The 24,022-nt window shown below is 41.1% G+C and carries 26 protein-coding genes; 8 read left to right on the top strand and 18 right to left on the bottom strand.

Annotation, left to right across the window (positions count from 1 at the left end):
• Positions 1-62: 62 nt before the first annotated feature.
• The 8 genes from purF to ACRAD_RS04960 form a co-directional block, all read right to left on the bottom strand.
• Positions 63-1,601, bottom strand: coding sequence for an amidophosphoribosyltransferase (gene purF, locus ACRAD_RS04995; protein WP_005014903.1), 1,539 nt, complete (start codon positions 1,599-1,601; stop codon positions 63-65).
• A 24-nt stretch (positions 1,602-1,625) separates the two neighbouring features.
• Positions 1,626-2,213 (bottom strand): CvpA family protein, encoded by a 588-nt coding sequence (locus ACRAD_RS04990; RefSeq protein WP_005014905.1) that lies wholly within the window; start codon positions 2,211-2,213, stop codon positions 1,626-1,628.
• Between the two features lie 3 nt (positions 2,214-2,216).
• Entirely contained in the window at positions 2,217-3,221 is a 1,005-nt protein-coding gene (locus ACRAD_RS04985) for a quinone-dependent dihydroorotate dehydrogenase (RefSeq protein WP_010700201.1), read from the bottom strand.
• Between the two features lie 90 nt (positions 3,222-3,311).
• Positions 3,312-3,791, bottom strand: a complete 480-nt coding sequence (gene gspM / locus ACRAD_RS04980) for a type II secretion system protein GspM (RefSeq protein WP_005025414.1) — start codon at positions 3,789-3,791, stop codon at positions 3,312-3,314.
• On the bottom strand, positions 3,791-4,933 hold the full coding sequence (gene gspL / locus ACRAD_RS04975; protein WP_005014911.1) for a type II secretion system protein GspL: 1,143 nt from the start codon (positions 4,931-4,933) through the stop codon (positions 3,791-3,793). Before gspL ends, gspM begins: the two co-directional genes overlap by 1 nt.
• Before the next feature lie 31 nt (positions 4,934-4,964).
• The gene (locus ACRAD_RS04970) at positions 4,965-5,420 is read right to left on the bottom strand and encodes a phosphoglycerate mutase family protein (protein WP_005014914.1); all 456 of its coding nucleotides are present in this window, start codon (positions 5,418-5,420) and stop codon (positions 4,965-4,967) included.
• A gap of 67 nt (positions 5,421-5,487) precedes the next feature.
• Entirely contained in the window at positions 5,488-6,561 is a 1,074-nt protein-coding gene (locus ACRAD_RS04965; RefSeq protein ID WP_005014915.1) for an NAD(P)H-dependent glycerol-3-phosphate dehydrogenase, read from the bottom strand.
• Positions 6,562-6,599: 38 nt separating this feature from the next.
• The gene (locus ACRAD_RS04960; RefSeq protein ID WP_005014917.1) at positions 6,600-7,175 is read right to left on the bottom strand and encodes a nitroreductase family protein; all 576 of its coding nucleotides are present in this window, start codon (positions 7,173-7,175) and stop codon (positions 6,600-6,602) included.
• A 208-nt stretch (positions 7,176-7,383) separates the two neighbouring features.
• On the opposite strand from ACRAD_RS04960, the gene ACRAD_RS04955 reads away from it, so the two are divergent.
• Positions 7,384-7,767: a hypothetical protein gene (locus ACRAD_RS04955; protein ID WP_005014919.1), complete on the top strand. Its 384-nt coding sequence runs from the start codon at positions 7,384-7,386 to the stop codon at positions 7,765-7,767.
• 58 nt (positions 7,768-7,825) lie between these two features.
• Here the strand turns inward: ACRAD_RS04955 and rhlB are convergent, their stop codons facing one another.
• Both rhlB and ACRAD_RS04945 read right to left on the bottom strand, forming a co-directional pair.
• Positions 7,826-8,977 carry an ATP-dependent RNA helicase RhlB gene (rhlB, locus tag ACRAD_RS04950; RefSeq protein WP_005014921.1) on the bottom strand — a complete coding sequence of 384 codons (1,152 nt, stop codon included), beginning with the start codon at positions 8,975-8,977 and terminating at the stop codon, positions 7,826-7,828.
• Positions 8,978-9,078: 101 nt separating this feature from the next.
• A complete protein-coding gene (locus ACRAD_RS04945) occupies positions 9,079-9,291 on the bottom strand; it encodes a cold-shock protein (protein ID WP_005014923.1) in 213 nt (70 codons plus the stop codon).
• Positions 9,292-9,678: 387 nt separating this feature from the next.
• Here ACRAD_RS04945 and ACRAD_RS04940 point away from each other — a divergent pair, with 387 nt between their 5' ends.
• From ACRAD_RS04940 to ACRAD_RS04920, 5 genes are all read left to right on the top strand, one after another.
• Positions 9,679-9,918, top strand: a complete 240-nt coding sequence (locus tag ACRAD_RS04940; protein WP_005014924.1) for a sulfurtransferase TusA family protein — start codon at positions 9,679-9,681, stop codon at positions 9,916-9,918.
• Positions 9,919-10,052: 134 nt separating this feature from the next.
• Positions 10,053-10,922, top strand: coding sequence for an RNA polymerase sigma factor RpoH (gene rpoH / locus ACRAD_RS04935; RefSeq protein ID WP_005014925.1), 870 nt, complete (start codon positions 10,053-10,055; stop codon positions 10,920-10,922).
• Positions 10,923-11,055: 133 nt separating this feature from the next.
• Positions 11,056-11,421: a DUF423 domain-containing protein gene (locus ACRAD_RS04930; protein ID WP_005014926.1), complete on the top strand. Its 366-nt coding sequence runs from the start codon at positions 11,056-11,058 to the stop codon at positions 11,419-11,421.
• A 16-nt stretch (positions 11,422-11,437) separates the two neighbouring features.
• Positions 11,438-11,635, top strand: a complete 198-nt coding sequence (gene thiS, locus ACRAD_RS04925; protein ID WP_005014927.1) for a sulfur carrier protein ThiS — start codon at positions 11,438-11,440, stop codon at positions 11,633-11,635.
• Between the two features lie 14 nt (positions 11,636-11,649).
• Entirely contained in the window at positions 11,650-12,435 is a 786-nt protein-coding gene (locus ACRAD_RS04920) for a thiazole synthase (RefSeq protein WP_005025409.1), read from the top strand.
• A gap of 48 nt (positions 12,436-12,483) precedes the next feature.
• Here ACRAD_RS04920 and ACRAD_RS04915 read toward each other — a convergent pair whose 3' ends face one another.
• Complete coding sequence (locus ACRAD_RS04915) at positions 12,484-13,095, bottom strand: glutathione binding-like protein (RefSeq protein WP_005014936.1); 612 nt, start codon at positions 13,093-13,095, stop codon at positions 12,484-12,486.
• A 262-nt stretch (positions 13,096-13,357) separates the two neighbouring features.
• On the opposite strand from ACRAD_RS04915, the gene trmB reads away from it, so the two are divergent.
• Positions 13,358-14,074 carry a tRNA (guanosine(46)-N7)-methyltransferase TrmB gene (gene trmB, locus ACRAD_RS04910; RefSeq protein ID WP_005025408.1) on the top strand — a complete coding sequence of 239 codons (717 nt, stop codon included), beginning with the start codon at positions 13,358-13,360 and terminating at the stop codon, positions 14,072-14,074.
• 38 nt (positions 14,075-14,112) lie between these two features.
• On the opposite strand, the gene ACRAD_RS04905 is transcribed toward trmB, so the two are convergent.
• The 7 genes from ACRAD_RS04905 to ACRAD_RS04875 form a co-directional block, all read right to left on the bottom strand.
• On the bottom strand, positions 14,113-14,787 hold the full coding sequence (locus tag ACRAD_RS04905; RefSeq protein ID WP_005025405.1) for a class I SAM-dependent methyltransferase: 675 nt from the start codon (positions 14,785-14,787) through the stop codon (positions 14,113-14,115).
• Positions 14,788-14,837: 50 nt separating this feature from the next.
• Positions 14,838-15,620: a Rossmann-like and DUF2520 domain-containing protein gene (locus tag ACRAD_RS04900; protein ID WP_005025403.1), complete on the bottom strand. Its 783-nt coding sequence runs from the start codon at positions 15,618-15,620 to the stop codon at positions 14,838-14,840.
• Positions 15,621-15,707: 87 nt separating this feature from the next.
• Positions 15,708-16,730 carry a lysozyme inhibitor LprI family protein gene (locus tag ACRAD_RS04895; protein ID WP_005025401.1) on the bottom strand — a complete coding sequence of 341 codons (1,023 nt, stop codon included), beginning with the start codon at positions 16,728-16,730 and terminating at the stop codon, positions 15,708-15,710.
• 293 nt (positions 16,731-17,023) lie between these two features.
• On the bottom strand, positions 17,024-18,484 hold the full coding sequence (locus ACRAD_RS04890) for an OmpA family protein (RefSeq protein WP_005025399.1): 1,461 nt from the start codon (positions 18,482-18,484) through the stop codon (positions 17,024-17,026).
• Positions 18,485-18,686: 202 nt separating this feature from the next.
• Positions 18,687-19,922: a dihydroorotase gene (locus ACRAD_RS04885; RefSeq protein ID WP_005025398.1), complete on the bottom strand. Its 1,236-nt coding sequence runs from the start codon at positions 19,920-19,922 to the stop codon at positions 18,687-18,689.
• 10 nt (positions 19,923-19,932) lie between these two features.
• Positions 19,933-20,949, bottom strand: a complete 1,017-nt coding sequence (locus ACRAD_RS04880) for an aspartate carbamoyltransferase catalytic subunit (protein ID WP_005025396.1) — start codon at positions 20,947-20,949, stop codon at positions 19,933-19,935.
• 221 nt (positions 20,950-21,170) lie between these two features.
• On the bottom strand, positions 21,171-21,506 hold the full coding sequence (locus ACRAD_RS04875; RefSeq protein WP_005014948.1) for a hypothetical protein: 336 nt from the start codon (positions 21,504-21,506) through the stop codon (positions 21,171-21,173).
• Positions 21,507-21,807: 301 nt separating this feature from the next.
• Between ACRAD_RS04875 and rlmKL the strand changes: the two genes are divergently transcribed.
• Positions 21,808-24,012: a bifunctional 23S rRNA (guanine(2069)-N(7))-methyltransferase RlmK/23S rRNA (guanine(2445)-N(2))-methyltransferase RlmL gene (gene rlmKL / locus ACRAD_RS04870; protein WP_005025394.1), complete on the top strand. Its 2,205-nt coding sequence runs from the start codon at positions 21,808-21,810 to the stop codon at positions 24,010-24,012.
• Positions 24,013-24,022: the final 10 nt, after the last annotated feature.

The following is a 24,022-nucleotide window of genomic DNA, read 5'->3' as shown; positions in this document are numbered from 1 at the left end:
CATTGTTTTGCCTATCTTAAAGTAAAAAAGCGGGCAAAACCCGCTTTTTAACGTGTTCGCGCTTACTCTTCCCTGATTCCGGTCAAATCAACAGAAGCGGCATCAATATTGACATCGATATACGGGTCTTTACCCTTTTTGGCCATATCGTTTCTCAATTTTTCCAGATCTTCCAGATAAATTTCATCAATATTGCCTGTCACATATATACCATCAAATACAGAACAGTCAAACTCGGTCAGATGAGGAACTTTCTTGGTACGAACAGCATCTTTCAAATCTTCCAGATCCTGAAAAATCAACCGGTCAGCACCAATAATTTCACGCACTTCCTCAACACTCCGGCCTGACGCAATCAGTTCAAATTTGGCCGGCATGTCAATCCCGTAAACATTCGGATACATGACTTCTGGTGCAGCCGAAGCAAAAAAGACCTGTTTGGCTCCAGAATCACGCGCCATCTGAATGATTTCGTTACAGGTAGTACCGCGAACAATTGAGTCATCTACCAGCAAGACATTTTTGCCTTTGAACTCCAACTCAACCGGGTTTAATTTTTGGCGTACAGATTTCTTACGCTGCTGCTGCCCCGGCATGATGAAGGTTCGTCCGATATAACGGTTCTTCATAAAACCTTCGCGGAATTTCACCCCGAGAATATTAGCCAACTCCAATGCAGATGTACGGCTGGTATCTGGAATAGGAATCACCACGTCAATATCATGATTTTCGCCCCATTCACGCAAAATTTTTGCTGCAAGTGTTTCTCCCATGCGTAAACGGGATTTATACACCGAAATACCATCAATAATGGCATCAGGACGTGCGAAATAAACATATTCAAAGATACATGGGCGATAAGAAGGGTTCTTGGCACATTGCTGGGTAAATAGCTGACCTTGTGAATCAATAAAGATGGCCTCACCTGGTGCTACATCACGCTCGATTTTAAAACCCAGCGCAGTAATTGCCACAGATTCTGAAGCAATAATATATTCAGTACCTTCTTCTGTTTCACGGGATCCATAAATTAAAGGGCGAATCCCGTTAGGATCGCGAAACCCGACTACACCATGTCCGGTAATCATGGCTACTACACCGTAAGCTCCCTTACAGCGATCATGCACACGGCTTACAGCATGGAAAATATCTTCTGCACATGGCTCTAACTTGCCACTCTTCTGTAACTCATGGGCAAATACATTAAGCAGCACTTCTGAATCCGAATCAGTGTTCATATGACGCAAGTCAGTTTTGAACAGGTCTTCATGGATATCTTTTGCATTTACCAGATTACCGTTATGTGCCAAGGTAATCCCATAAGGTGAATTTACATAGAAGGGCTGTGCTTCGGCACTACTTGATGAACCCGCAGTAGGATAACGTACATGTCCGATGCCGTAATTACCCAGTAAGGCACGCATATGACGCGTATGGAATACATCGCGTACCATACCATTATCTTTTCTCAAGAAAAGACGTCCTTCATGGCAGGTTACAATCCCAGCTGCATCTTGTCCACGATGTTGCAACATCGTCAAAGCATCAAACAACATTTGGTTAACTGGCGCTTTACCGGCTATACCAACTACTCCACACATAACAACCTCGCAGACAGGCTAGGATTAATAAAAAGGATTATTTGTTGAATGGTTTGAACGCTCACTGGCAGCTGTATCATTGGACTCACGCCGAGAAGGAGAAGATGCAGGCTGTTGTTCAGACTTCATTTCATCTAATGCATGATTCGCCACATTTTTAGAAATTTCAGTTGCCATAGGCGCATAAGGTAATAAGGCTTGTATCAGTCTGGACTGCTTCCAGTGAGGAGAACTTTCCACCCAAGGGCCTAAGCCTTGCATAGTAATCAAGACTACCAGCAGGCCTTTAAGCGAACCAAAAGCTCCACCAGCCAAACGGTTTAATGGACCTAATTTAAATGTTTTCAGAATACCATTCAGAAATGCGGTGACAATCCAGGTCAGCACAACAATGATCAGGGCAATAAATGCAAAGGCGGCAATTTTCTGGACCACCGGATCATGACTGAGTACCACCATAGAAGGCGCGAGAATATTGGCATATTTTGCACCAATAATCAGTGCAAATACCCATCCTACCAAGTTCGCAAAGGCCTTTACAAATCCTTGTCGCAAACCGTTAAGCCCTCCAATGAGCAGGATAATCAGGATAACTATATCGATGGTATTCATAAATTAATTCATGGCATCAACACAGTCTTTGATCAAATTTGGTCCAGTATAGATAAGACCACTGTAAATCTGTACAAGCTGGGCACCATACTGTTGTTTTACAGCAGCCTGGTTTCCAGACACAATCCCACCCACACCCACCAGAGCGACCTGACCTTTTAGCCTTTTCGCAAATTCCTGCAAACACTGGTTACTTTTCTCAAATACTGGTGCACCAGACAATCCACCGCTCTCATCTGCACAGGCCAAACCCTCTACTCCTTCACGGGATAAAGTAGTGTTAGTCACAATCAGCCCATCAATTTTGAAGATAACCAGCTGGGAAGCAATAAATTCGATATCCTGCTGGCTCAGATCCGGCGCAACTTTTAAAACTAGAGGCACATAATGCTGATATTGCTCTGCGAGCTCAAGCTGTCGGTTTTTCAATGTTTTAAGCAACTCGGTCAAAGCATGACCACTTTGCAGATCGCGTAAATTTTTGGTATTTGGGGAAGAAATATTTACTGTCACATAAGAAGCATAATTATATACTTTTTCAAGACAGGTCAGATAGTCCGAAACTGCATTTTCTACAGGGGTATCAGCGTTTTTACCGATGTTAATTCCCAGAATGCCTTTATATTTCGCTGCTTTTACATTCTCAACCAGCCGATCAACACCATCATTATTAAAACCCATACGGTTAATGATGGCCTTTGCCTCAGGAATCCTAAATAAACGTGGCTGAGCATTACCGGTTTGGGGACGTGGAGTAACTGTTCCGATTTCAATAAAACCGAAACCCAATGCAGCTAAAGCATCAATATAAGCGCCATTTTTATCCAAACCTGCTGCTAGTCCGACCGGGTTGGGAAATTCGATTCCCATACAGGTCACAGGCTTATGGGCAACTGTCTGATGTCCAATTCCAAACTTATGGGCTGATTTTAGCAATGATAAGGTCAGTTCATGTGCACGCTCTGGTGCTAGCGAAAACAACATGGGGCGGGCCAGAGAATAGAACATATCAGCAAAAATCTACCGCTTTACAAGTTGCCATATTATAGGCACAGGTTACATAAAAGGCTATGCCTGAACTATGTTTATTTTTACAGCTTATTGCACGGTCACAACGAGCCTGATTTGCTGGTTTTGATTTATAAGCTCCATTTTTTCAATATTTAAACCCATCTGTGCCATTTGGGTTAGGAAGTTGGCTAATACAGCATAATTATCATGCTGCACTGAAATCTGAAGCTGCTTTCCGGTGGCCTGGATACTGGCTGATAACCCCTGCTGTTGAGAAATACGCTGCACCTTCTCTACCGGCGTCAGCTGCGACTCTCCCGCTGGTTTCATGGTTACTGCATTGGTCTGCATCCGGACCATAAGATCCTTGAGGTCATTTAAACGTTTTTGCTGGTCATCCGCAGCTTTATGCATGGTCCAGAGTGACCATCCAACGGCTGTGACCAGCACAAAGACTGTGGTAAAAATTACCATGATTCTTTCGCGCAGAGAAAGTCCGTCCAGATAGTCTTCTATACGCTCAGCTAGGTTTTTCCATGAATGGTCTATTTTCTCAAATATTTTCATTATTGTACTTTCACCAAACCGATTACTCCCGCCCCCTGGGTTTGTACATTACCAAGTTCAGCTTTAAAACCTTGCTGGTTTAACTGCTGGGTAAGTGCCTGCAACTGTTCAGATGAACTGGCTTTCAAATCAAGACTTAATATTGATGACTCATATCCTACCCGCTCTGCCAGAATCTGCTGCTGGGCCAAGATTGGGCCAACCCGGCTCAAAATTTGCAGTGCCTCAGTATTTGCACTACGGCTCATACGCAATTGGCTTTCAAACTGACTTTGTATATTTTCTTCAGTAATACGGCTATTGGGTCCAAACCAGTCTTGATACTGGTCAATTGCCTGTATCGCAGTCTGATCAGCCAGTTTTTTTAATTTTGACCAGCGTAATACATCATAACTCAACTGTACTATAAGAATGGCACAAAATACTGCTGCACAAGCTTTCCAATAACCAGAAAACTGTTCACTTTTTTGTGCTTTAGGCAAAATATTGAAGGGATGCTGTTTAGGCTTTTTAATAGGCTCGAACTGATAACTAAAGTACTGTCTCTGCTCTTGAGTAGTTACTGCATCTAGTACTATTTGCTGATCTGGACTCAGCCCGCTACAACGGAAACGGGTCTCCGGATGAATAAATTCCAGATAAACTCCAAGCTCATCTATTGAATTGCCACTAAACTCATTTTCACGTGCAAGTAACCGCTGATGAATATTTGCAAGTATAGTTTCACCGGGATCAGGCTGGGGTAAAACCAGGAAATCTGGCAAAAGTGCAGCAACTTTTAAAGGAAGTAAATTCAGTGAATGCAGTAATGTTTCTACTAAATTCAGTGCTACTCCCATGACTGTTAATCGTTCTTCAGCAGCCTGAAAATAGTGCAGTACTTTTAGCTGATCAATCGGCTGTATTACATACTCTTCCAGCAGATAGCGTACCCCTTCTGTACCAAGCTGCTTATATTGAGATTTACTCATCTGCTGCTGAAGCAGTTGTAGCCCGCGACTTGGGAAAAAAACAACTATTTCTTCACCTTGATATATTTTAATTTCCTGAATCAGCTGTTCAAGACTCGAGCTCTCACTCCAGGCATCCCCATTTGACCATTGCCAAACTCCATTGGCTTCTGGCATCCATAAATACAACATTAAGTCTGATCTACCATTTTTCTAATTTATTTTAATGTACTGGAATAAAGTTCTGCTGTTGGACTGCCAGGCCATTTGCAATTACGGGAAGTTCATAAATTCGCGCTTCAGCCAGTGCAAAAGGATGAAATGGCTCATGAATAAGCTGCTCGGCAATATGTGCAATAACATTCATATGACACACGACAGTAATCGACTGGTAAGGTAGTTGTGCTAGCCAGTCAATCGCATCTTTTGCCTGATCATCTGGTTTAATTTTATCACAGACCAGTACCGGAACATCAGGGAAATTCTTTTGAATATGGACCAAGGTTTCTTGTGCCCGTAATAACGGACTCACAACAAAAACCTCTGGCTGTATCAGATCTTTCAAATATTTTCCAGTTTCCTCAGCCTGTGTATGACCCCGCTCAGTCAAAGGTCGCTTGCTGTCGGTTACTTGCAGCGGATGGGCTGCCTCACCATGTCGAATCAGAACCAATTGCATATACTATCCCCATTACTTCAGACCTATCATAACGTTTTTTCATGACATTTATGATATGTCTTGATGATTAGACCTGATTATGTGGCAACACAAATTCTACATCACTGCGATGACCATTTTTCATCAAAGATAAGGCTATTGTTAGTGGCGGCGCATTTTCAAAAATAACTTCATACAAAGCATTAGTGATCGGCATATATACCTCAAGCTCTTGTGCTCGTGTACGTACCTGAACGATAGTATTGATCCCTTCCGCAGTTTGTCCTAATTCCTGCGTAGCCTGTTCTAAAGTTTTGCCTTTACCCAGAGCAAAACCCACTTGATAGTTACGGCTGAGTGGACTGTTACAGGTAGCAAACAGGTCACCAACACCAGATAAACCTAAAAATGTTAAAGGATTAGCACCCAATTTGACAGCAAAACGGCTCATTTCAGCCAAGGCACGTGTAATAATCATACTTTTGGTGTTTTCACCTACATTATAGGCCGCCGCCATTCCCATCGCGACTGCATAAATATTTTTTAAAGCACCGCCAAGCTCTACTCCATGTACGTCATCACTGCCAAAAACACGAAATAAAGCGCTATGTAAAGCCTGTTGCATCGCATAACGCACCAGTTCCGAGTGGCTGGCGATTACTGTACCCGCCGGCATACCTGCCATAATTTCTTTTGCCAGGTTCGGGCCTGAAAGCACTCCATAAGGAACTTCTGGCAACTCATCACGAATAATGTCACTCATAAAGCTAAAGGTTTTAGCTTCAATTCCTTTCGTAAGCGAAACCACTGCCTGCGCACTGATAAAAGGTTTAATTTTTTGTATAACATCCCGAAAAGAATGGCTTGGAATGGCTACCAGAATAATATCACGGTCGCGTACTGCCTCTTCAAGATCAGATACTGCCTGCAATTCTTTCTCTAAAGGATAATCTGGCAAGTAGCGCTGGTTGATATGTGTCCGGTTAATTTCCCGGGCAATTTCTTCATCGCGAATCCAGATCTTGGTATCACAACCATTGCGTACAGAAATATTAGCCATAGCTGTACCAAAACTTCCACCACCCAGTACAGTGATTCTTAATGCAGTTTTACGGTCAATTTCAACAGGTTCAACCAGATCGCTAAACTTCAACTCTGACATTATTTTTATCCTTCATGTTCCATACTATGGAAACAAAATCATTCAGACCAGTAACTTACAAAATTCTGTGTATCTATCTCTGTACGCGGTGCAATTGCTTTAGCTGCTGTACCAATATAGATAATGCCTGAAATTAAATCATGTTCACGCAAATTCAAAGCTTTTTTTAGCAAGCTGGACTCTACCACAGCACCTGAACGCCACATTGTTGAAAACCCTTGCGCTTGCAGGGAAAGCAAAAAGTTCTGGATAGCTGCTCCTGAACTTAATGTTTGTTCAAAATAAGGAACTTTTGGGTGATCTTGAAAACGGGTTAACGCCAAGACCAGTAACGGAGCACGCAAAGGATGATTCTTTACCCGTTCAATCTGTGCTGCTTCCATTGTACCCATATCAGCCACTGCCTGTGATAATAGTTCACCAAATGTTTCGCGCTGCTCAGATGCAATAACCACAAAATGAGTCGGTTTTAAGCGGTGATGGTCTGGTGCTGTTAATGCTGCCTGAAAGGCGAGTTCAAGCTGTTCTGCATTTGGAGCAGGTTCAACCAGATGTCCAATTGATTGCCGCTGATGAATATTGTGATGAATCAGCTCTACAGTATTGTCTGCCATTAATTTTTAAATATAAGATTCAAGATCAAACTAGATTAGCACAATCTTTTCATTTTATTGAGTTACAGACAATCTGCCAGTAGCGCTTTTAACAGCTTTCACAAATAATATCTATAAAACTTCAATTTCCATACAACCCATTCAATATGATTCAGAGTAAATATGCTCAAATAGTTCCAATCTTTTAATAATAGTTTTAGGGTGTATGATGAAAAAAATTCTAAGTTTGGGTTCCCTATTTGCAGCTTCGCTCATGCTGACCGCCTGTGCTACCACCCCAAAAAACAGTCTGGCAATTCAGAAGGAAAATAATCAGTATGAAGTGACTGGAATTGGTAAAACCAATATTATTTCTAAAAATAATGCTATTAGTGCAGCTAACAGCACTTGTGGCAGTAAAGCAACTGCTGTAGTTGTAGATGAGAAAACCAGTTATAACGGTGTACTCAAAGGCGTGGTGGATGAGCAGACTGGCCAAATGGTACAAGCTGCTGCTGGTGTGCTCGGTGCGATTACCGGTAACCGTACAGATATCTCCCGCGACGACGATTATCAGACTGTATTAACGTTTTACTGTCGCACTAATTCATAAATAAGCTTCATAGAAAATCCCGGCATATTGACCGGGATAATTCATTTAAACACTTTAATTAACAATAACCATCTAAACGAGTAAGTGGCAGTTTCTGTCCAATTGCTTTTTCAATGGCTGGCAGATAAAACGCATCGTCTTCTGATAAAAAGCTGATACTAACACCCTGTGCACCAGCACGACCAGTACGACCAATACGATGAACATAATCATCTGACTGTTCAGGTAAAGTAAAATTAATAACATGTGAAACATTATCAACATGAATACCGCGTCCGGCCACATCAGTAGCAATCATAATGTTATGCTTGCCATTTTTGAACTGATCCAGCATTTTCAGCCGTTTATCCTGAGCAATTTCACCTGAAAGCATAACGACTTTGTAACCATCCTTTTTCAAATGATCATAGAGACGGCGCACCTGGTCACGACGATTTGCAAAGATCATAACCTTTTCAATTGGTTCATCACGTAAAATTTCTTGTAGCAGCTTATATTTGTCCCGGTTCGCTACCATATACACACGTTGTTCAACGTCGGCATTGGTTTTCTTTTCAGGTTCAATTTCTACTGTAACAGGCTCGAATAACCATTGCTGAGCCAAGTTCAGTACATCATAACTGAATGTAGCCGAGAACATTAGAGTCTGACGTTGTTCTTTACGAGGTGAAAACCGTACAATCCTTTTCACTGAAGGAATGAATCCCATATCCAGCAGACGGTCAGCTTCATCAATCACTAAAAATTCGATCTGGTCCAGCCAAACCTCTTTTTGTTCTACAAAATCTATCAAACGTCCTGGAGTTGCCACAATAATGTCGACAAAATTCTGATCAAGCTGCTTTTTCTGCTTATCAAAATCTACACCACCCAGTAATGTAACCAGATGCAGATCTGTGAATTTGGTTAACTCTTTAGCATCACTTTCAATTTGCAGAGCCAGTTCACGTGTAGGAGCCAGGATTAGGGCTCTTGCCTCACCACGATAACGCTGTTCTTTAATCGGATTATTAAGCAGATCATTGATTACACTGATCAGGAAGGCTGCGGTTTTACCCGTACCAGTTTGCGCACGACCAATTGCATCGTGTCCAGCCAAGGTATAATTTAACACCTTCTGCTGGATAGGAGTCATTTCCTTGAACCCTAAAGCATCAATCGCTTTTTTCAGTTTCGGATGTAAATTCAAGGTTTCAAAACCAGATGCCATATACGTGCTCTAACTATTAATCACCCAAATTGGCGTTCATTATAAACAAAAACGCCCCAATACGAAAATTGGAGCGCCTCTCATCAATCAAAATTGATGAATTAGTCTAAAGGCTGCACTTCTTCAGCCTGAAAACCTTTTTGACCTTTTACTACGCTGAATTCAACGCGTTGACCGTCACGTAGTGAGCGATGGCCTTCACCCATAATCGCACGGAAATGAACAAATACGTCATCACCACCGTTACGCTGAATAAAACCAAAACCTTTAGTGTCGTTAAACCACTTTACTACGCCTTGTTCACGAGCTGTCATAAGTCAATCCTCAGTTGCTTCAATTAAAGGACCTTCCGGTGTTGCAAACAGCAGAGCAAACAAGATTTAAAAATAGTTATTATTTCTAAGCTTGTAATCATTCTGTAAAACTATTAACAAATTCCCGGTTACATCCATAAATATTTAAGTTTCACCACAATTTAGGTAGTGGTAATCCCTAAGTACGCAACGAGCTTAGCATGGGTTTATGACAATTAATAGTTTTTTTAATGAATTCTTCTTTACGTTCGTTTATGTTTTTGTATGATAATTGAACTGAATTCTATTTTTAAATATTTTACTATTGATTCCTAATGCAAATTCAGTCAGCTGATTTTATTTGCTAAAATACCTTTTATGAAAGCTAATTTTTTCTGAGTTCAGATTATGAACGAAACTTTTGGGGCAACCCCTGTAGAAATCGATGCATTGGGTCAGCCCTGCCCAATGCCACTACTAATGTTAAAACGGGCCTTAAAGCAAACCAAGGCGCCATTTATCTTTATTTTAAAAGCTTCCGATCCAAATAGCGAGATAGATATTGTACGTTACTGCCGGCTCCATCAGATTAAATGTACCCTGACTCAGAATCATGCTCAAGAATACCACTATTTAATTGAATCTTAATTATTTTCCTTTAAGATAATACAGTGTTAAAGGTATAAAACTTTACATTTTTCTACCCAATATTCCTTAATTATGGAAATCTTTCCGATTAAGATAAATGCATTGGTACGATTATCGTCCTACAAGGAGAACTCATGAGTGACAGCAGCAATCAATTGATGCCCCTGTCATTATCTGCGCCAGGGGTCAATCTCGGTGCATATATTAGCACCGTTAACCAGATCCCCATTTTAACAGCCGAGCAGGAAAAAGAACTTGCTGAACGTTATTATTATGATCAGGATCTAGATGCAGCGAAAATGCTGGTCATGTCGCACCTGCGTTTCGTTGTTCACATTGCACGCAGTTATGCAGGTTACGGCTTGCCTCAGGGTGACCTGATTCAAGAAGGTAATCTGGGACTAATGAAAGCAGTCAAACGCTTTGATCCAAGCATGGGTGTACGCTTGGTGTCTTTTGCAGTTCACTGGATTAAAGCCGAAATACATGAATACGTTATTCGTAACTGGCGTATTGTAAAAATTGCCACCACTAAAGCACAGCGTAAATTATTTTTTAATTTGCGTAGCTTGAAAAAGTCCAGTAAAAAGTTAACGCTCGAAGAAGCGCGCTCAATCGCAAATGATTTAAATGTAACACCAGAGCAGGTTCTGGAAATGGAAGGCCGTCTTACTGCCTATGATGCTGCTTTTGAGGCACAAGGTGATGACGATGATGATTCATCTAGTCATGTGGCGCCGGTACTTTATCTGGAAGACAGCCGCTATGATCCTGCCCGTCTGGTAGAAGACGAGGACTGGGAAGAACAGAGCAACTCGGCATTACATAATGCTATGGATCAGTTAGATGACCGTTCACGGAATATCCTGCAACGCCGCTGGCTCGATGATGACAAGTCAACCCTACATGAACTGGCAGCAGAATATAATGTTTCAGCAGAACGTATCCGTCAGTTAGAAAAAAATGCGATGGAAAAAATCAAGGTTGCCATGTCTGCAACCTGATTATTTTCTCAAAAGCCAAGGGCATTTATTGCCCTTTCTTATTTTTTAGTTTCTCATTTTTGTTATTTATTAGCCTTATTCTCTATATAAATCTATGTTAATGTTCATCTAGTTTTTCAGGTGGTTATGGCTTATGTGGATTGCAATCTCCGCACTCAACCTTGCCTTGGCGGTCATGGTAGGTGCTTTTGGTGCACACGGTTTAAAGACTCGTGCCAGTGAAGCTCAACTGGCTTGGTGGCACACAGCAACAGAATACTTTTTTTATCATGCTTTAGGCTTATTGATTTTAGGTGTGATAAGTAAGACTTTGCCTCAACTCCCAATTAAAGGCAGTTTCCTGCTCATCCAGTTTGGTATTTTTCTGTTTTGTGGCTCACTATATATTATGGCTCTAGGGCTTCCGCGTGGTCTTGGCGCGATTACACCTATTGGGGGGGCGCTGATGATTGGTGGATGGTTATTGCTGGCCTGGAATGCATTTAAATATTTAAGATAAGAATGGAAATAATGGTATGCAGATCTATTTAAATGGCGAACTTATGCATACGCCCTGCCAGAACCTTTTAGAATTGGTCCAGTCACTTGCACTAGAGGGTAAGCGTTTTGCAGTAGAAATGAATGAAATGATCATTCCTAAAAGCAAACTGGAACATACCCCTATTTCGGATCAAGATCGTATTGAAATTATTCACGCTGTCGGTGGCGGCTAATCTGGAGCTCTTCCATGCAAGATACCCCTTTAATTATTGGTTCCCGTCAATTCAGTTCACGTTTGCTGGTTGGCACCGGAAAATATAAAGACTTAAATGAAACTGATTTGGCTATTCAGGCAAGTGGTGCTGAAATAGTAACTGTTGCCATCCGGCGCGTGAATATTGGACAGCATCCAGATCAACCTAACCTGCTCTCTGTTATTCCTCCAGAAAAATATACGATCTTACCGAATACAGCAGGCTGCTTTGATGCTGATAGTGCCATTCGTACCTGTATGCTGGCACGTGAATTACTTGATGGCCATAATCTGGTCAAGCTTGAAGTACTAGGTGATGAAAAAACATTATATCCGAATGTTACAGCTACACTAAAAGCTGCACGTACCCTGATTGACGATGGTTTCGAGATTATGGTTTATACCTCGGATGACCCAATCGTAGCCCAAGAACTCGAAAGTATGGGCTGTGTAGCGATTATGCCACTTGGTAGCCTGATTGGCTCAGGTTTGGGAATTCTGAATCCTCATACTATTTCGATTATTAAAGAAAATGCCAAAGTCCCGGTACTGGTTGATGCAGGAGTAGGTACAGCAAGTGACGCTGCAATTGCTATGGAGCTTGGTTGTGATGGTGTACTCATGAACACTGCAATTGCTGCTGCACAGCAACCGGTAGTAATGGCCTCTGCTATGAAAAAAGCAGTTGAAGCTGGCCGTGAAGCATATCTGGCTGGTCGTATGCCACGTAAACGTATGGCAAATGCTAGCTCCCCAGAGACGGGCTACTTCTTTAAATAGTATTAATAAAAAAAGGACTCAATATGAGTCCTTTTTAAAGCAACCAGCTTAAGGAATCAAGCCTTCATCACGCATTGCAATCTGAACAGATTGACGTTCTGCAATTTTGTTGCGTAAAGCCACAATATTCTTATATGGGCTCAGGTCATGTTCAATATGATTTGACCAGTTGGTGAGTACAAATAGATAAGCATCAGCCGGACCAAAATTATCATCAACCAGATAATCGCATTCCCAGTTTTCTAGATAATTGTCAATATACGTTAGTAGTCGGTCAACCTCAGCATAGGCCTTTTCTTTTTCATCATCCCCCAGTTTACCTGTAAAAAATACAGCGTAAGCGTCATGCAGTTCAGAATTCAGATATCCCAGCCATTCAAGTACTTTGGCACGTCCCATGCCTGATGGCGGAATTAGATCCTGTTTTGGGTCATGCTGGGCAAGAAAAGGAAGAATGGCTACATTTTCAGTTAAAATTAGACCCGGATTGATCTCAAGCGCAGGCACATAACCCTTTGGATTGATTTCGTAATAATCAGTACCTTTTTCTGTTTTATGAGTTTTTAAATTCACTCGCTCTAAATCAAAATCAACATTAATTTCATTTAAAATAATATGCGCTGCGAGTGAACATGCACCTGGAGAATAATAAAGCTTCATATATGATCCTTGTTATTTAACTCATAATGTTTTAAAACGCTTCATAAAGACTTTCAAGTCAACAAAGTTATAAATTGCAAAAAAGCGTAAATATTGAAATAAAATTTACTTTATACAATATTGAGAATATTCAATAATTTTTCAAGTTTTAAAGTGCTATTTTTAGTACCTGCATGTTTTAAGCTTAAGTGAGTGCAAAAAATTTGACTTGCCCTTTTCAGTCTTTAAAATAGCGTTTTCAGATTTTAGTACTGCCAAGATTATGTCAACCGATCAGTTAGAAACGCAAATTACCGAACTGGACAATTTGCCTGAACATCGTGAAATTGTGACATTTATGCGTCGCTCCTCACCGCTAAATACTTCACAGCGCACAGCTCTGGAACAGTATCGTAATTTGATTTTAGAGTATCCAGTGGGTGACTTACGTCAACACTTTGAATACCCTGAACGCCCGCTGACTGTAGAAATTGGTTTTGGTATGGGCCGTTCGCTAGTGCTTATGGCCAAAGCCAATCCTGAGCGTAATTTTATAGGGATTGAAGTACATGTGCCCGGTATAGCACAATGTGTCTATGAAGCAGGTATGGCAGGACTAAAAAATCTGCGTTTACTGGATGCCGATGCTATTCAGGTACTGCGTGGAATGCCAGATAACAGTATCAACTGCATTCAGCTGTATTTCCCAGATCCCTGGCAGAAAAAACGCCACTTCAAACGCCGTTTTGTAGCTCATGAACGTATGGAACTGGTTGAACAAAAGCTTGAACTCGGTGGTACCTTCCACTCGGCTACTGACTGGGAACCTTATGCAGAATGGATGCTTGAGGTTCTAGACAATCGTCCTAGACTGGAAAACCTTGCAGGAAAAGGTCATAGTTATCCACGTCCGGACTGGCGTCCACAAACCAAATTTGAGCGCCGTGGCATTGAAGCGGGCCACAAAATTAATGACTTTATTTTTAAAAAGATTCAATGATTGAAAAAACAAGCTGGTGAATTAAAGTATTCGCCAGCTTAACGCTGTACAATAAACCCCTCATAACATAAAAGCTGGGTAAATCTTTTGACTTGGCTAAAGCCAGCCTGTTTTAAAAACTGGAAAGTCTCCTGTTCAGACAAAGCGAAAAAATCATCTTCTAAACGTTGAAGCATGGTTTCAGTCTGCTTTTCACTGAGACCGTTATTTTCACATATATACTTTAAGCTGAGTTTTTCCTGCAGTGATACTATTTTTACCAGATCAAAAGTTATAAACATTCCGCCTGGTTTTAAGGTCTCATAGATCTGTTTTAAAAATTTAGATTTCTCAGTATAACTAATAAAATGTGTGACTAATATAGATAAGGCTGCATCAAAATTCTGATCAGTATCTAGCTGACTCATATCACCCAGAATAAAATTTACTCGATTATTGCCATCAAACTGTTGAACATATTGTTTGGCCTTATCAAGCATGGTGTCAGATATATCAATTGCAGTAAATTTCCATTCTGGAAATTGCTGAAGCAGATAACCCAGCTCATAGCCAGTACCGCAACCTATAATTAATAGGTGTACTTTGTTACCGGCAATATAAGCTTTCAATAAAGCCTGAATTTGCTGATGTACCAACTCATAACCTGGAATCAGTTTACGGATGTGCTCATTATAAGTTTTCACAACTTTGGAGTTATTAAAATCCTTTGCCATACTTCGGTCCTGTTTTTTTACTGCTCCGAGTTTGAGCGAGTTCAATCTTTTTATTTAATACATTGATGTGATTTTAAAATACTTTGACTCATCACTTGGTATATTTCCCTTAAATCTTCACGCTCAGCGTGATTAAGTAGCTGCATATGCATATTAAGAATATTTTGGTCTCCACGCACTGCAGGACCAGTTTGCATTAAATGTGGATCATGTTGCAGTGCCTTCTGGGCAGTTTCACTGATCAAGGGATAAAGCAGCGAAAAATCCACCTGTTGCTGGTCTACTATCTGTTTGGCCAGATCATAACAATAGTTAGTAAAATTACAGGCAAATACGGCAGCGAGATGCAGGCTTAAACGTTGGGCTGAAGAATAATTATATATCCTTTGACTTAGGCTATTTGCCAAATATTTAAGAATTTCCAGATTCTTAGCTTCAGTTGCCTCAATAAATATTGGAGTAGCCTGCCAGTCAATCTCACGTTCAAAACTGAAAGTCTGCAACGGATATAGAACACCCGCATGAGAATAATGTTGCGATAGTATATTTAAAGCAGTACTTCCGGATGTATGTACGACGAGACTGCTTGATAAATACGGAGCTAACTGAACAATTGTTTCTGTAATTGCCTGATCACTTACTGCAATAATTATCAGGTCAATCTGTGAATTGATATCATGATAGTGGTCAATTGGTTCAGCATTGAATTGCTCTGCAAGTTGTCTGGCATGATCCAGATTACGGCTGAACACCTGAACAATTTGATGCTGTTTTGCAAGTCCCCGTGCCAGATGAGTCGCTACCTTGCCTGAACCGATAAAACTAATACGCATAGAAGACTGATAGTGAAAAATAATGCTCTAGCATGCCAATAAAAAAAGGGCGAATCAATCCGCCCTTTTTTTTTCAACAGTCATCCATTAAAACAGGTTATTGAGATAGACACTACGTTCAGCAGTTTTCTGATTAAAGCATTTGGTGTACTGCATATCCTGATTTTGCTGCTCCATGGCTTTATCCCAGTAATTTGACTGCTTTTGATAAACCTCGCGTTCTGCTTCAGGAATCTGATAAACACTTCTCTGCGAGATTACCTTACAATCTACATCACGTTTTTCAAACCAGTCAGACTGGTCTTGCTTTAACTGAGTACGCTGCTCTTCTGTCAGACTGTCCCAAATCTGGTTCAAACGTTCTACCTGCTTCTGTTTTTCAGCATCCAGTTCTTTTTTGCGGATATCCATTGCTTTTTGTGCAAGTTCAGTCTGGACAGTATTCTCATGAACAGATTCTTTGATAGAATTTTGAATTTCCTGATTTTCTTTGACGTAAGCTGCATATTGCACTGCTTTTACCGTCACAAAAACCACACCATCGATGACTGCGTTCTGATTAGGAATATCCAGACTCAAGCCTTCTTTGTCAGTCTTGCTAATGTCATAAGAAAATGTACCGCGCAACTGGTTATTATTTAGGGATAAACCTGATTCACCTTCTTCCAGATAGTCAGCTATAGTCGTTCCGCCCTCACATTCTTCACAGTTTTCCAAGTATTTCTGATAGGCATTTTCTGCACGTTGCAATAAGCCTTTTGGAAAATGTACAACCAGCTGACTTTCACAGTTTAACTGATTCGCATTCTTAGGATCTTCGGTCACAGTACGCACATTTTTAACCTCAAATCTTAAGCTCTGGTTGATCTTAGCCAGAAGCTCCCGGTCTGCTTCATAATAGTCAGACTGCCTGAGGTGCTTTTCAACTTCTTTTAAATATTCACTTTTAAGGTATTTTTGAATCTGGTTCAGATTATCCTGATTGGTACAGCTCCAGTCTGCCATATCCTGAACAGCTGCCTGATCCTGTTTATCTTTATTTTTAAAGCCATCACATCCCCCTAATACAGCAATACATGAAAGCATTGATAGGGCTAATAATTTTTTCATCTTTAATCCAGAGTGTATTGTAATTTTATGGGGCGTATTTTAATCAAGTTTTGAGGTAACTGACCAGATTTCTCATGCTTATTTTTATCTACAGTTCAAACTAATAAAATAATATAAACCTTTTTTATATTTTATTATTAAAGCGCTTTATAAAACACCAAGAATAAATCTGCTTTAATCTATCAATCGTTATTTTAAATTTTTATCTTCATTAAAATATGAAAATTCAAATGATATAGAAAGGCCAGTTTAACTGACCTTTTTAAAAATATTTGTTTTATCTAATATTAAAATCATGAAGCAGGTTTAACGCCTTGTTCATTTACTTCACGAACTACACCCGTATCCGTATTCAAAATTTCAAACTCAATCCGGCGATTCTGAAATTTGCCTTGACTGGTTGCATTATCAGTGACCGGCTGGTCCTGACCATATCCTAAAGCTTGCAGCTTACTTGGGCTCACCCCCCGGCTTACCAGATAATTCACTACAGCCTGGGCACGCTGTACAGACAGATTGTTATTAACAGCTTCACTGCCTTCAGCATCGGTGTGACCTTTTACAGTGACGACTACATTTGGCACACGTTGCAACAGGGCGGCCGCCTGATCAAGAATCGGTTTATTAACATCCGGTACTTGTGCAGAACCGCTGGCAAAATGAATTACTTCAAGATTCAGTGCGGTAGCTATATCTAGTGGTTTAATATTATCAGGATTAATTTGTGATAAGGTACGTTCAGCATCTGTAACTCCAGCATGGGTTGGCTGAGGATTGCTGGCAACGAGTTGTTGGGTGGTGATAGTCATATCTGGTACGAGCAAGCGAATCTGACTAACCAGACTCTGTGCATCACTATTACGGGAAGACTGGATATTAATTTCTTTACCTGTCCAGGTAATTGAAGAATTTGGTACACCCTGTACGATTTTCAATACGCTTGGTAAAGCATCCTGATTCATAAAACTTGCATGATAGATAGACTGGGTATCTACACCACAACCAGAAGGATGACTAAAAGTATACTTAACCTCGCCTTGTAAAATATCTACATATTTTAAATCACTGATTCTTATCTGGCAGGTAATCAACTCACCTTCATCTCCAGTGGTTAACTGAAAGTATGCTGGCTGGGTTCCATTGACTACAGCCTGCTGATCAGTCTCTTGATCATCATCACACGCCCTGAGCATCAATGCTGCCAGAATTGCTAAAACAACAATACCAATCAATGGCCATAAAACATTGGTTCTTCGATCCTCTATAATGACCGGATCTGGTTCCCGTGGCGCCTGATAAAGAGTTTCCCCTGCGGCAGGATTAATACCTAGACCGGCTAATAGCGCCATTGCCCAGTGTGGTAATACTGCCAGAATAATATCCTGATGAGTATAAAGCAGATGTCTGATCGCTTCCGGGTCTGGACTACCCGCCTCTTCGATTAAAACAGCCATTGTCGGTGTAATAGACTGGTTTAATATGCGCTCGGTTTCGAGATGAGGAATACTACCACTTACCTGATTTAAAAATTGTTCTTTAAGAGCGATATGATGTCCGAATAATTCATTTAGAGTCGGATTTAACTGGTTTTCTAAAGAAGGTATCAGCTCAGGCCGAGCTTTTAAAATGGCCAGTAAAACTGGATAAAATTGTGCCAGTGCATCAGACTTTTCTACCAGATAAGTGGTCTCACCTTCTAGAACAATAGCTGAAACCTTTTGCCTCAATAATTCAATAAAATTTATACTCATCATCATTCTCTCTTTTATTGGCATTATTATTGGAATTAATGCATTTAAAATAAGCTGTTTTTTATACTATGCTGAATATTAATACGGTTACTAGCGAAACTCTTTAGAAATAACAAAATGTTATAGAAATTTTAATAAATCACTGAAAAACTCAATAAGAAAGCCAGCTTATGCTGGCTTTTCTATTTCTTCCATATCATTCTGTTTAAGGCAGGAATATTTCTACAACCTTACCTTGCACCTTTTGCTGAATCAGTGGTGTATTTTTACCTTTAGACAGCATATTTTCCTTACTGACTGTCCATTCCAGATCAGGATCAACCAGTACCCAGCCTGATTCTGACTGCCAGCGTTTTACCATATTGGCTACTCGTGCCGGCTCCAGCGTTACTTTTTCTACCCATTCTAACGGGCTGAACAGGCCTTCTTTAACCAGCTGGATACCAAACGGAATATAAGTATCAAATGCACTGATTCCCGGCAAGGTTTCTGCAAACGGCGCCATTTTAGCAGAACCGGATAAGGGTTCATGATGCGTACAAATGGCATCAATTATTCCCGATTTCAAGCCTTGGCGTAATAGTTCCTTATCCTGTGCTGAGCGTAGAGGAGGACGTACATGCGCCAGTGAATTGAATCCATCTGTTAACTGGTCAGTTAAATGCAACTGGTGCATGGCAACATCAGCAGTTACAGGTAAGCCTTTGGCCTTAGCAATCTGGATCAGTTCAACAGATGCGCCACAAGACAGCAGACCAAAATGGGCACGTACTCCGGTTGCCTCTATCATAAGCAGATATTTAGCAATAGCGACGGTCTCTGCCATAACCGGAATCATAGGCAAGCCTTGGCGTGAAGCGACAAAACCTTCATGGGCACAGCCATCTTTGGCAATTTGTGGCTCTTCAGCATAAAACACAACGGTCATATCCAGACCCGCTGCATATTCCAAGGTACGGATAACTACATCATCATTCTCAAAAGGTGCATGAGCATTAGAAACTGCAGTACATCCACCTTTTTTCAGACCCGCCATATTAGCAGGCTGCTTACCATTTAGACCTTGAGTCTGTGCACCGATAATATGCAGATAAATACCACCATCTAACATAGCTTTCTCTTGTAAGCCATGGATCAGCGAGCCATTATCCTGAACAATCGGCTTGGAGTCTGGCGGTGTAATCACATGCAAAATACCATTATGACGTGCAGCCCGGCCTTCAGATTTTAATGTCCCATGCTGCTGCTGACCCGGTTCGCGCAAACGTGCACACAGGTCAACCATAGTTGGCATAAGCCATTTACCTTGTCCATTAATAGTTCTTTCGACATCATCACTGGCATCGACACGCGTACCATTTTGCAAAAAGATTGTTTCAATCCTGTCAGTTTTGGCGATCGGGTCAAGAACGCGTACATTTTCAATTTTGACAATACTCATTTCTTTACCCTTATATCGCCAACGCTTCAATCAAACCTTTCTCTTCTAACTGCCCTTGCATTGTTAGTGCCAGCACAGCCATACGTACTGCTATACCGTTGGTCACCTGACGCAAGATTACTGACTGCGGACCATCAGCGATGCTGGAGTCGATTTCTACGCCACGGTTCATTGGGCCTGGATGCATGACAATACAATCCGGTTTTGCTAATGCCAGCCGGTCTTCATTCAGTCCATACATTTTATAAAATTCAGACTGTGAAGAAAGTGCAGGTGAATCAATACGTTCATTTTGGATGCGAAGTGCAATAATGACATCGCAATCTTTTACGCCTTCATCCATGTTATTAAAAAGTCGGACTTCCGGACCAAATTCCTTAAAGCCAAAAGGTAATAAGGTATTCGGCGCAATGACGCGGATATCTTTACAGCCTAAGGTCTGTAGCGCGGCTACATCCGAACGTGCTACCCGTGAATGTTTGATATCACCAATAATGGCAACACTTAACTCTTCAAATGGCCGGGCAGTTTCACGACGGATCGTAAGCATATCCAGCATAGCCTGGGTGGGATGGGCGTGACGTCCATCTCCCGCGTTAATGATCCCGATATTCGGGCACACATCTTTCGCAATAAAATGTGCAGCACCTGAAGATGAATGGCGTACAACAAAAAGATCGGCCGCCATTGCTTCAAGATTCCACAGCGTATCACGCAGGGTTTCACCTTTAGATGTACTGGAACGGGCGATATCAATATTTAGCACATTGGCTGATAAACGTTTAGCAGCAGCTTCAAAAGTTGTGCGGGTGCGGGTTGAGTTCTCGAAAAATAGGTTCATGACCGTACGGCCTTCGAGTAAAGGTGAGGTTATGAGTTGATTTTGATCACTAAAAAAGGAAGAAGCAGTATCGAGAATTTTTATGAGGGTTTGCTGGGAAAGGCCTTCAATGGTCAGAAAATGTTTAAGATGACCGTATTGATTGAGCTGAATCTGACTCGGCGTATGCAGTGCAGCCAAATGCATGAGAGATTCCTTAGACGTTAAGTTAATGCATTATATAGATTCTCCCTCAGTTTGGGCAGCCAGATTTTTCAAAATTTTTAGTAGAATTATTTATTTTATGAACTATTAACCAGCTATTTCAAAAAGATAAATTAAATCAGTTCTTCATATTAAGAAATTATTTTTCTTTATTTAAATTAAAATCCAGATTAAGTCTTAAAACTTCCCTGTTTAGAGCATTATTATCTGAGTGCACCAATATAATGATGAGCTACCTGCGCCTGATAATCTGGCTCTTTCGTCACCTCTCTATCAAACAACTCAGTGCTCTCTTCATTATTTTGTGCTTCCACCTCTGCCATGATTGGCGGACAAACTAGAGCAGAGAGACGTGTTACCAAACGGATGAGTTCTGCATCCTGCGTTTTCTTGGCCAACTCCATGACATACTGAGTGTAGCTTTCACTTTCCACCATATACATCACATCAATTACGCGTCCAGATACACGGCGTAAGCGTGTATAAATTAAAGTTGCGATAGAAAAAATATCACTGTGATTTGAAGATAAAATATTCATAAAATCCCCTTATTTTATTTTAAAAAATATTAAGTCAGTTTTGTACATGGTTAGTACATCTGCTTGTATGGCAAATAAACACTAATATGCTCAAGAATTTAGCAAGATACATACCAGAAATTTAAAATATGAAAGGAATTAAGTTTAAACCTGTTTAGCTTCATCAAGAGAAATCATTCTCTTTAATAATGCGTGGGATAATGAAGATAAACAATTTCTGAAATAACTTCTTAAGATCATCCGCCTAAAACAACGAAAATACGTTAAAATTGTCGTTTGCTTGTCTGGTTTGGAAATTTGCATGAATGCATCGCAACGTTTATCTACTTATTGGGTCACCTGTGCTGATGGTTTGGAGCTCTTGCTTGAAGAGGAAATCGCACAACTCGGTGCGTCAAATGTAGAACGTAAACCAGGCCGGTTAGTTTTTCAAGGTTCTCTGGAGACTGCTTACCGTATCTGTATGTGGTCACGTCTGGCCTCACGCGTATTGTTACCCATTCATACCCAGGAAATCGAGTTTAGTCATGATGCCCGCGATGTGGCTGAAGAACTGTATGATGGTGCGCTTAGCTTTGACTGGTCACTTATTTTTGCACCTCAAAGTACTTTTGCTATCCGTCTGCACGTAGAGCGTGATATTAAGGTCAATACCCAGTTTGCCACCTTACGTGTTAAGGATGGTGTAGTCGATGCCTTTATGGAAGCAGTAGGCCGCCGTCCTAGTATTGATACTAAGCAACCGGAAATTACCTTATACGTATTGGCTGGTAAAACTGAACATACTTATTGTCTGGATTTATCCGGAGATTCCCTGCATAAACGCGGCTATCGTCGCTATATGACCGATGCACCGATTAAAGAGAATCTGGCAGCAGCAATATTACACAAGGCTGGTATTGAAAAAAGAAAGCCGGATATTATTTTAGATCCAATGTGCGGTTCAGGTACGTTTATTATTGAGTCTCTCATGATTCTGACTGACCGGGCTCCGGGCCTGGTACGCCGTTTTGGCTTTAATGGCTGGCATGGTCATGACCGTGAATTATGGATGTCACTTAAAGCCGAAGCAGTAGAACGCCACGAGCAGGCACTTGAACAGCCTTTACCTAAATTTTATGCTTTTGATGCGGACTGGGAAGCGGTTAAAGCTACCCGCCAGAATATTGCTGCCGCCGGATTCGAGAAACAGCTGGAACAGATTCAGGTAGAAGAACGTACACTTGCTGACTGGCCTGAATTCGATGCAGCTGAAAAAACTGCATTTATTGTCACCAATCCCCCATATGGCGAACGTTTAGGCGAGAAAGCTTCTAACCGGGCACTTTATCTCGGTTTATCTGGCCAGTTACAGAAACACTTTCCTAACCAGTATGCAGCAGTAATTGCAGCACAAGTAGAACAGGCAGATGTTCTGGCATTTGAGCATCCTGAAACTCTACGCCTGATGAATGGTAAGCTGCCAATTTATATTCGTTTTGGAACGATCAAACCTGCATCCGATAACGTACCTTTCTTAGAAAAATGGCAGCCTCAAAATGTAGAAATTGAAGGTGCTCAAGATTTTGCTAATCGATTGCAAAAAAATATGCAAACCTTGAAAAAATGGGCAACCAAGGATCGTGTGTTCTGCCTGCGTCTTTATGATGCAGATCTGCCTGATTTTAACGTTGCAGTTGACTTGTACGGTGACCGTTTGCATGTGCAGGAATATGCTCCACCAAAAACGATTGATCCGGAAAAAGCCAAGAAACGTTTTAATTTGGCACTTGCCGCTATCCGGACAGTGACGGGCCTGGGGCGTGATGCGATATTTATTAAAACCCGTGCCCGTCAAGCAGGTAAAGCACAGTATGAAAAGCAGAGTACGGCGTCCAAACGGTTTATTGTTCAGGAAGGACAAGCCAGAATTTTAGTGAACCTGACAGATTATCTAGATACCGGACTGTTTCTCGACCACCGTCAAATGCGCCTACGTATTGCACGTGAGGCTAAAGGTAAACACTTCCTGAATCTGTACAGTTATACTTCTACAGCCAGCCTGCATGCTGCACTCGGCGGGGCAGCCAGTACAACCAGTGTAGACCTGTCAAATACCTACTTAAACTGGTCTAAAGAAAATTTTGTTTTAAACGGCTTAACTGTTGACCATCCTGACCAGCAGCACCAGTTCTTTGCCAGTGACTGTTTTGAGTGGCTTAAAGAAGGCCATGAACAGTATGATATGATTTTTATTGATCCGCCCACTTTCTCAAACTCGAAAAAGTTCTACGGAACCTTTGATGTACAACGTGACCATGTTTCATTACTTAAACGTGCCATGAACCGTCTCACAACCGAAGGTACGCTTTATTTTTCAAATAATTACCGCGGTTTCGAGATGGATGAAGAAATTGAAGCCATGTTTGATATTGAAGAAATCACTCAGGAGACTATCGGGCCGGATTTCAAACGCAATCAGAAAATCCACCGTGCCTGGAAAATCCAGCATTATCCAGTAAATTAAATTTTATCTA

The organism is Acinetobacter radioresistens DSM 6976 = NBRC 102413 = CIP 103788 (assembly GCF_006757745.1).
Lineage (GTDB): Bacteria > Pseudomonadota > Gammaproteobacteria > Pseudomonadales > Moraxellaceae > Acinetobacter > Acinetobacter radioresistens.
Note: the sequence above shows the minus strand (reverse complement) of the source record. Positions and strands in the feature narration are given on the sequence as shown.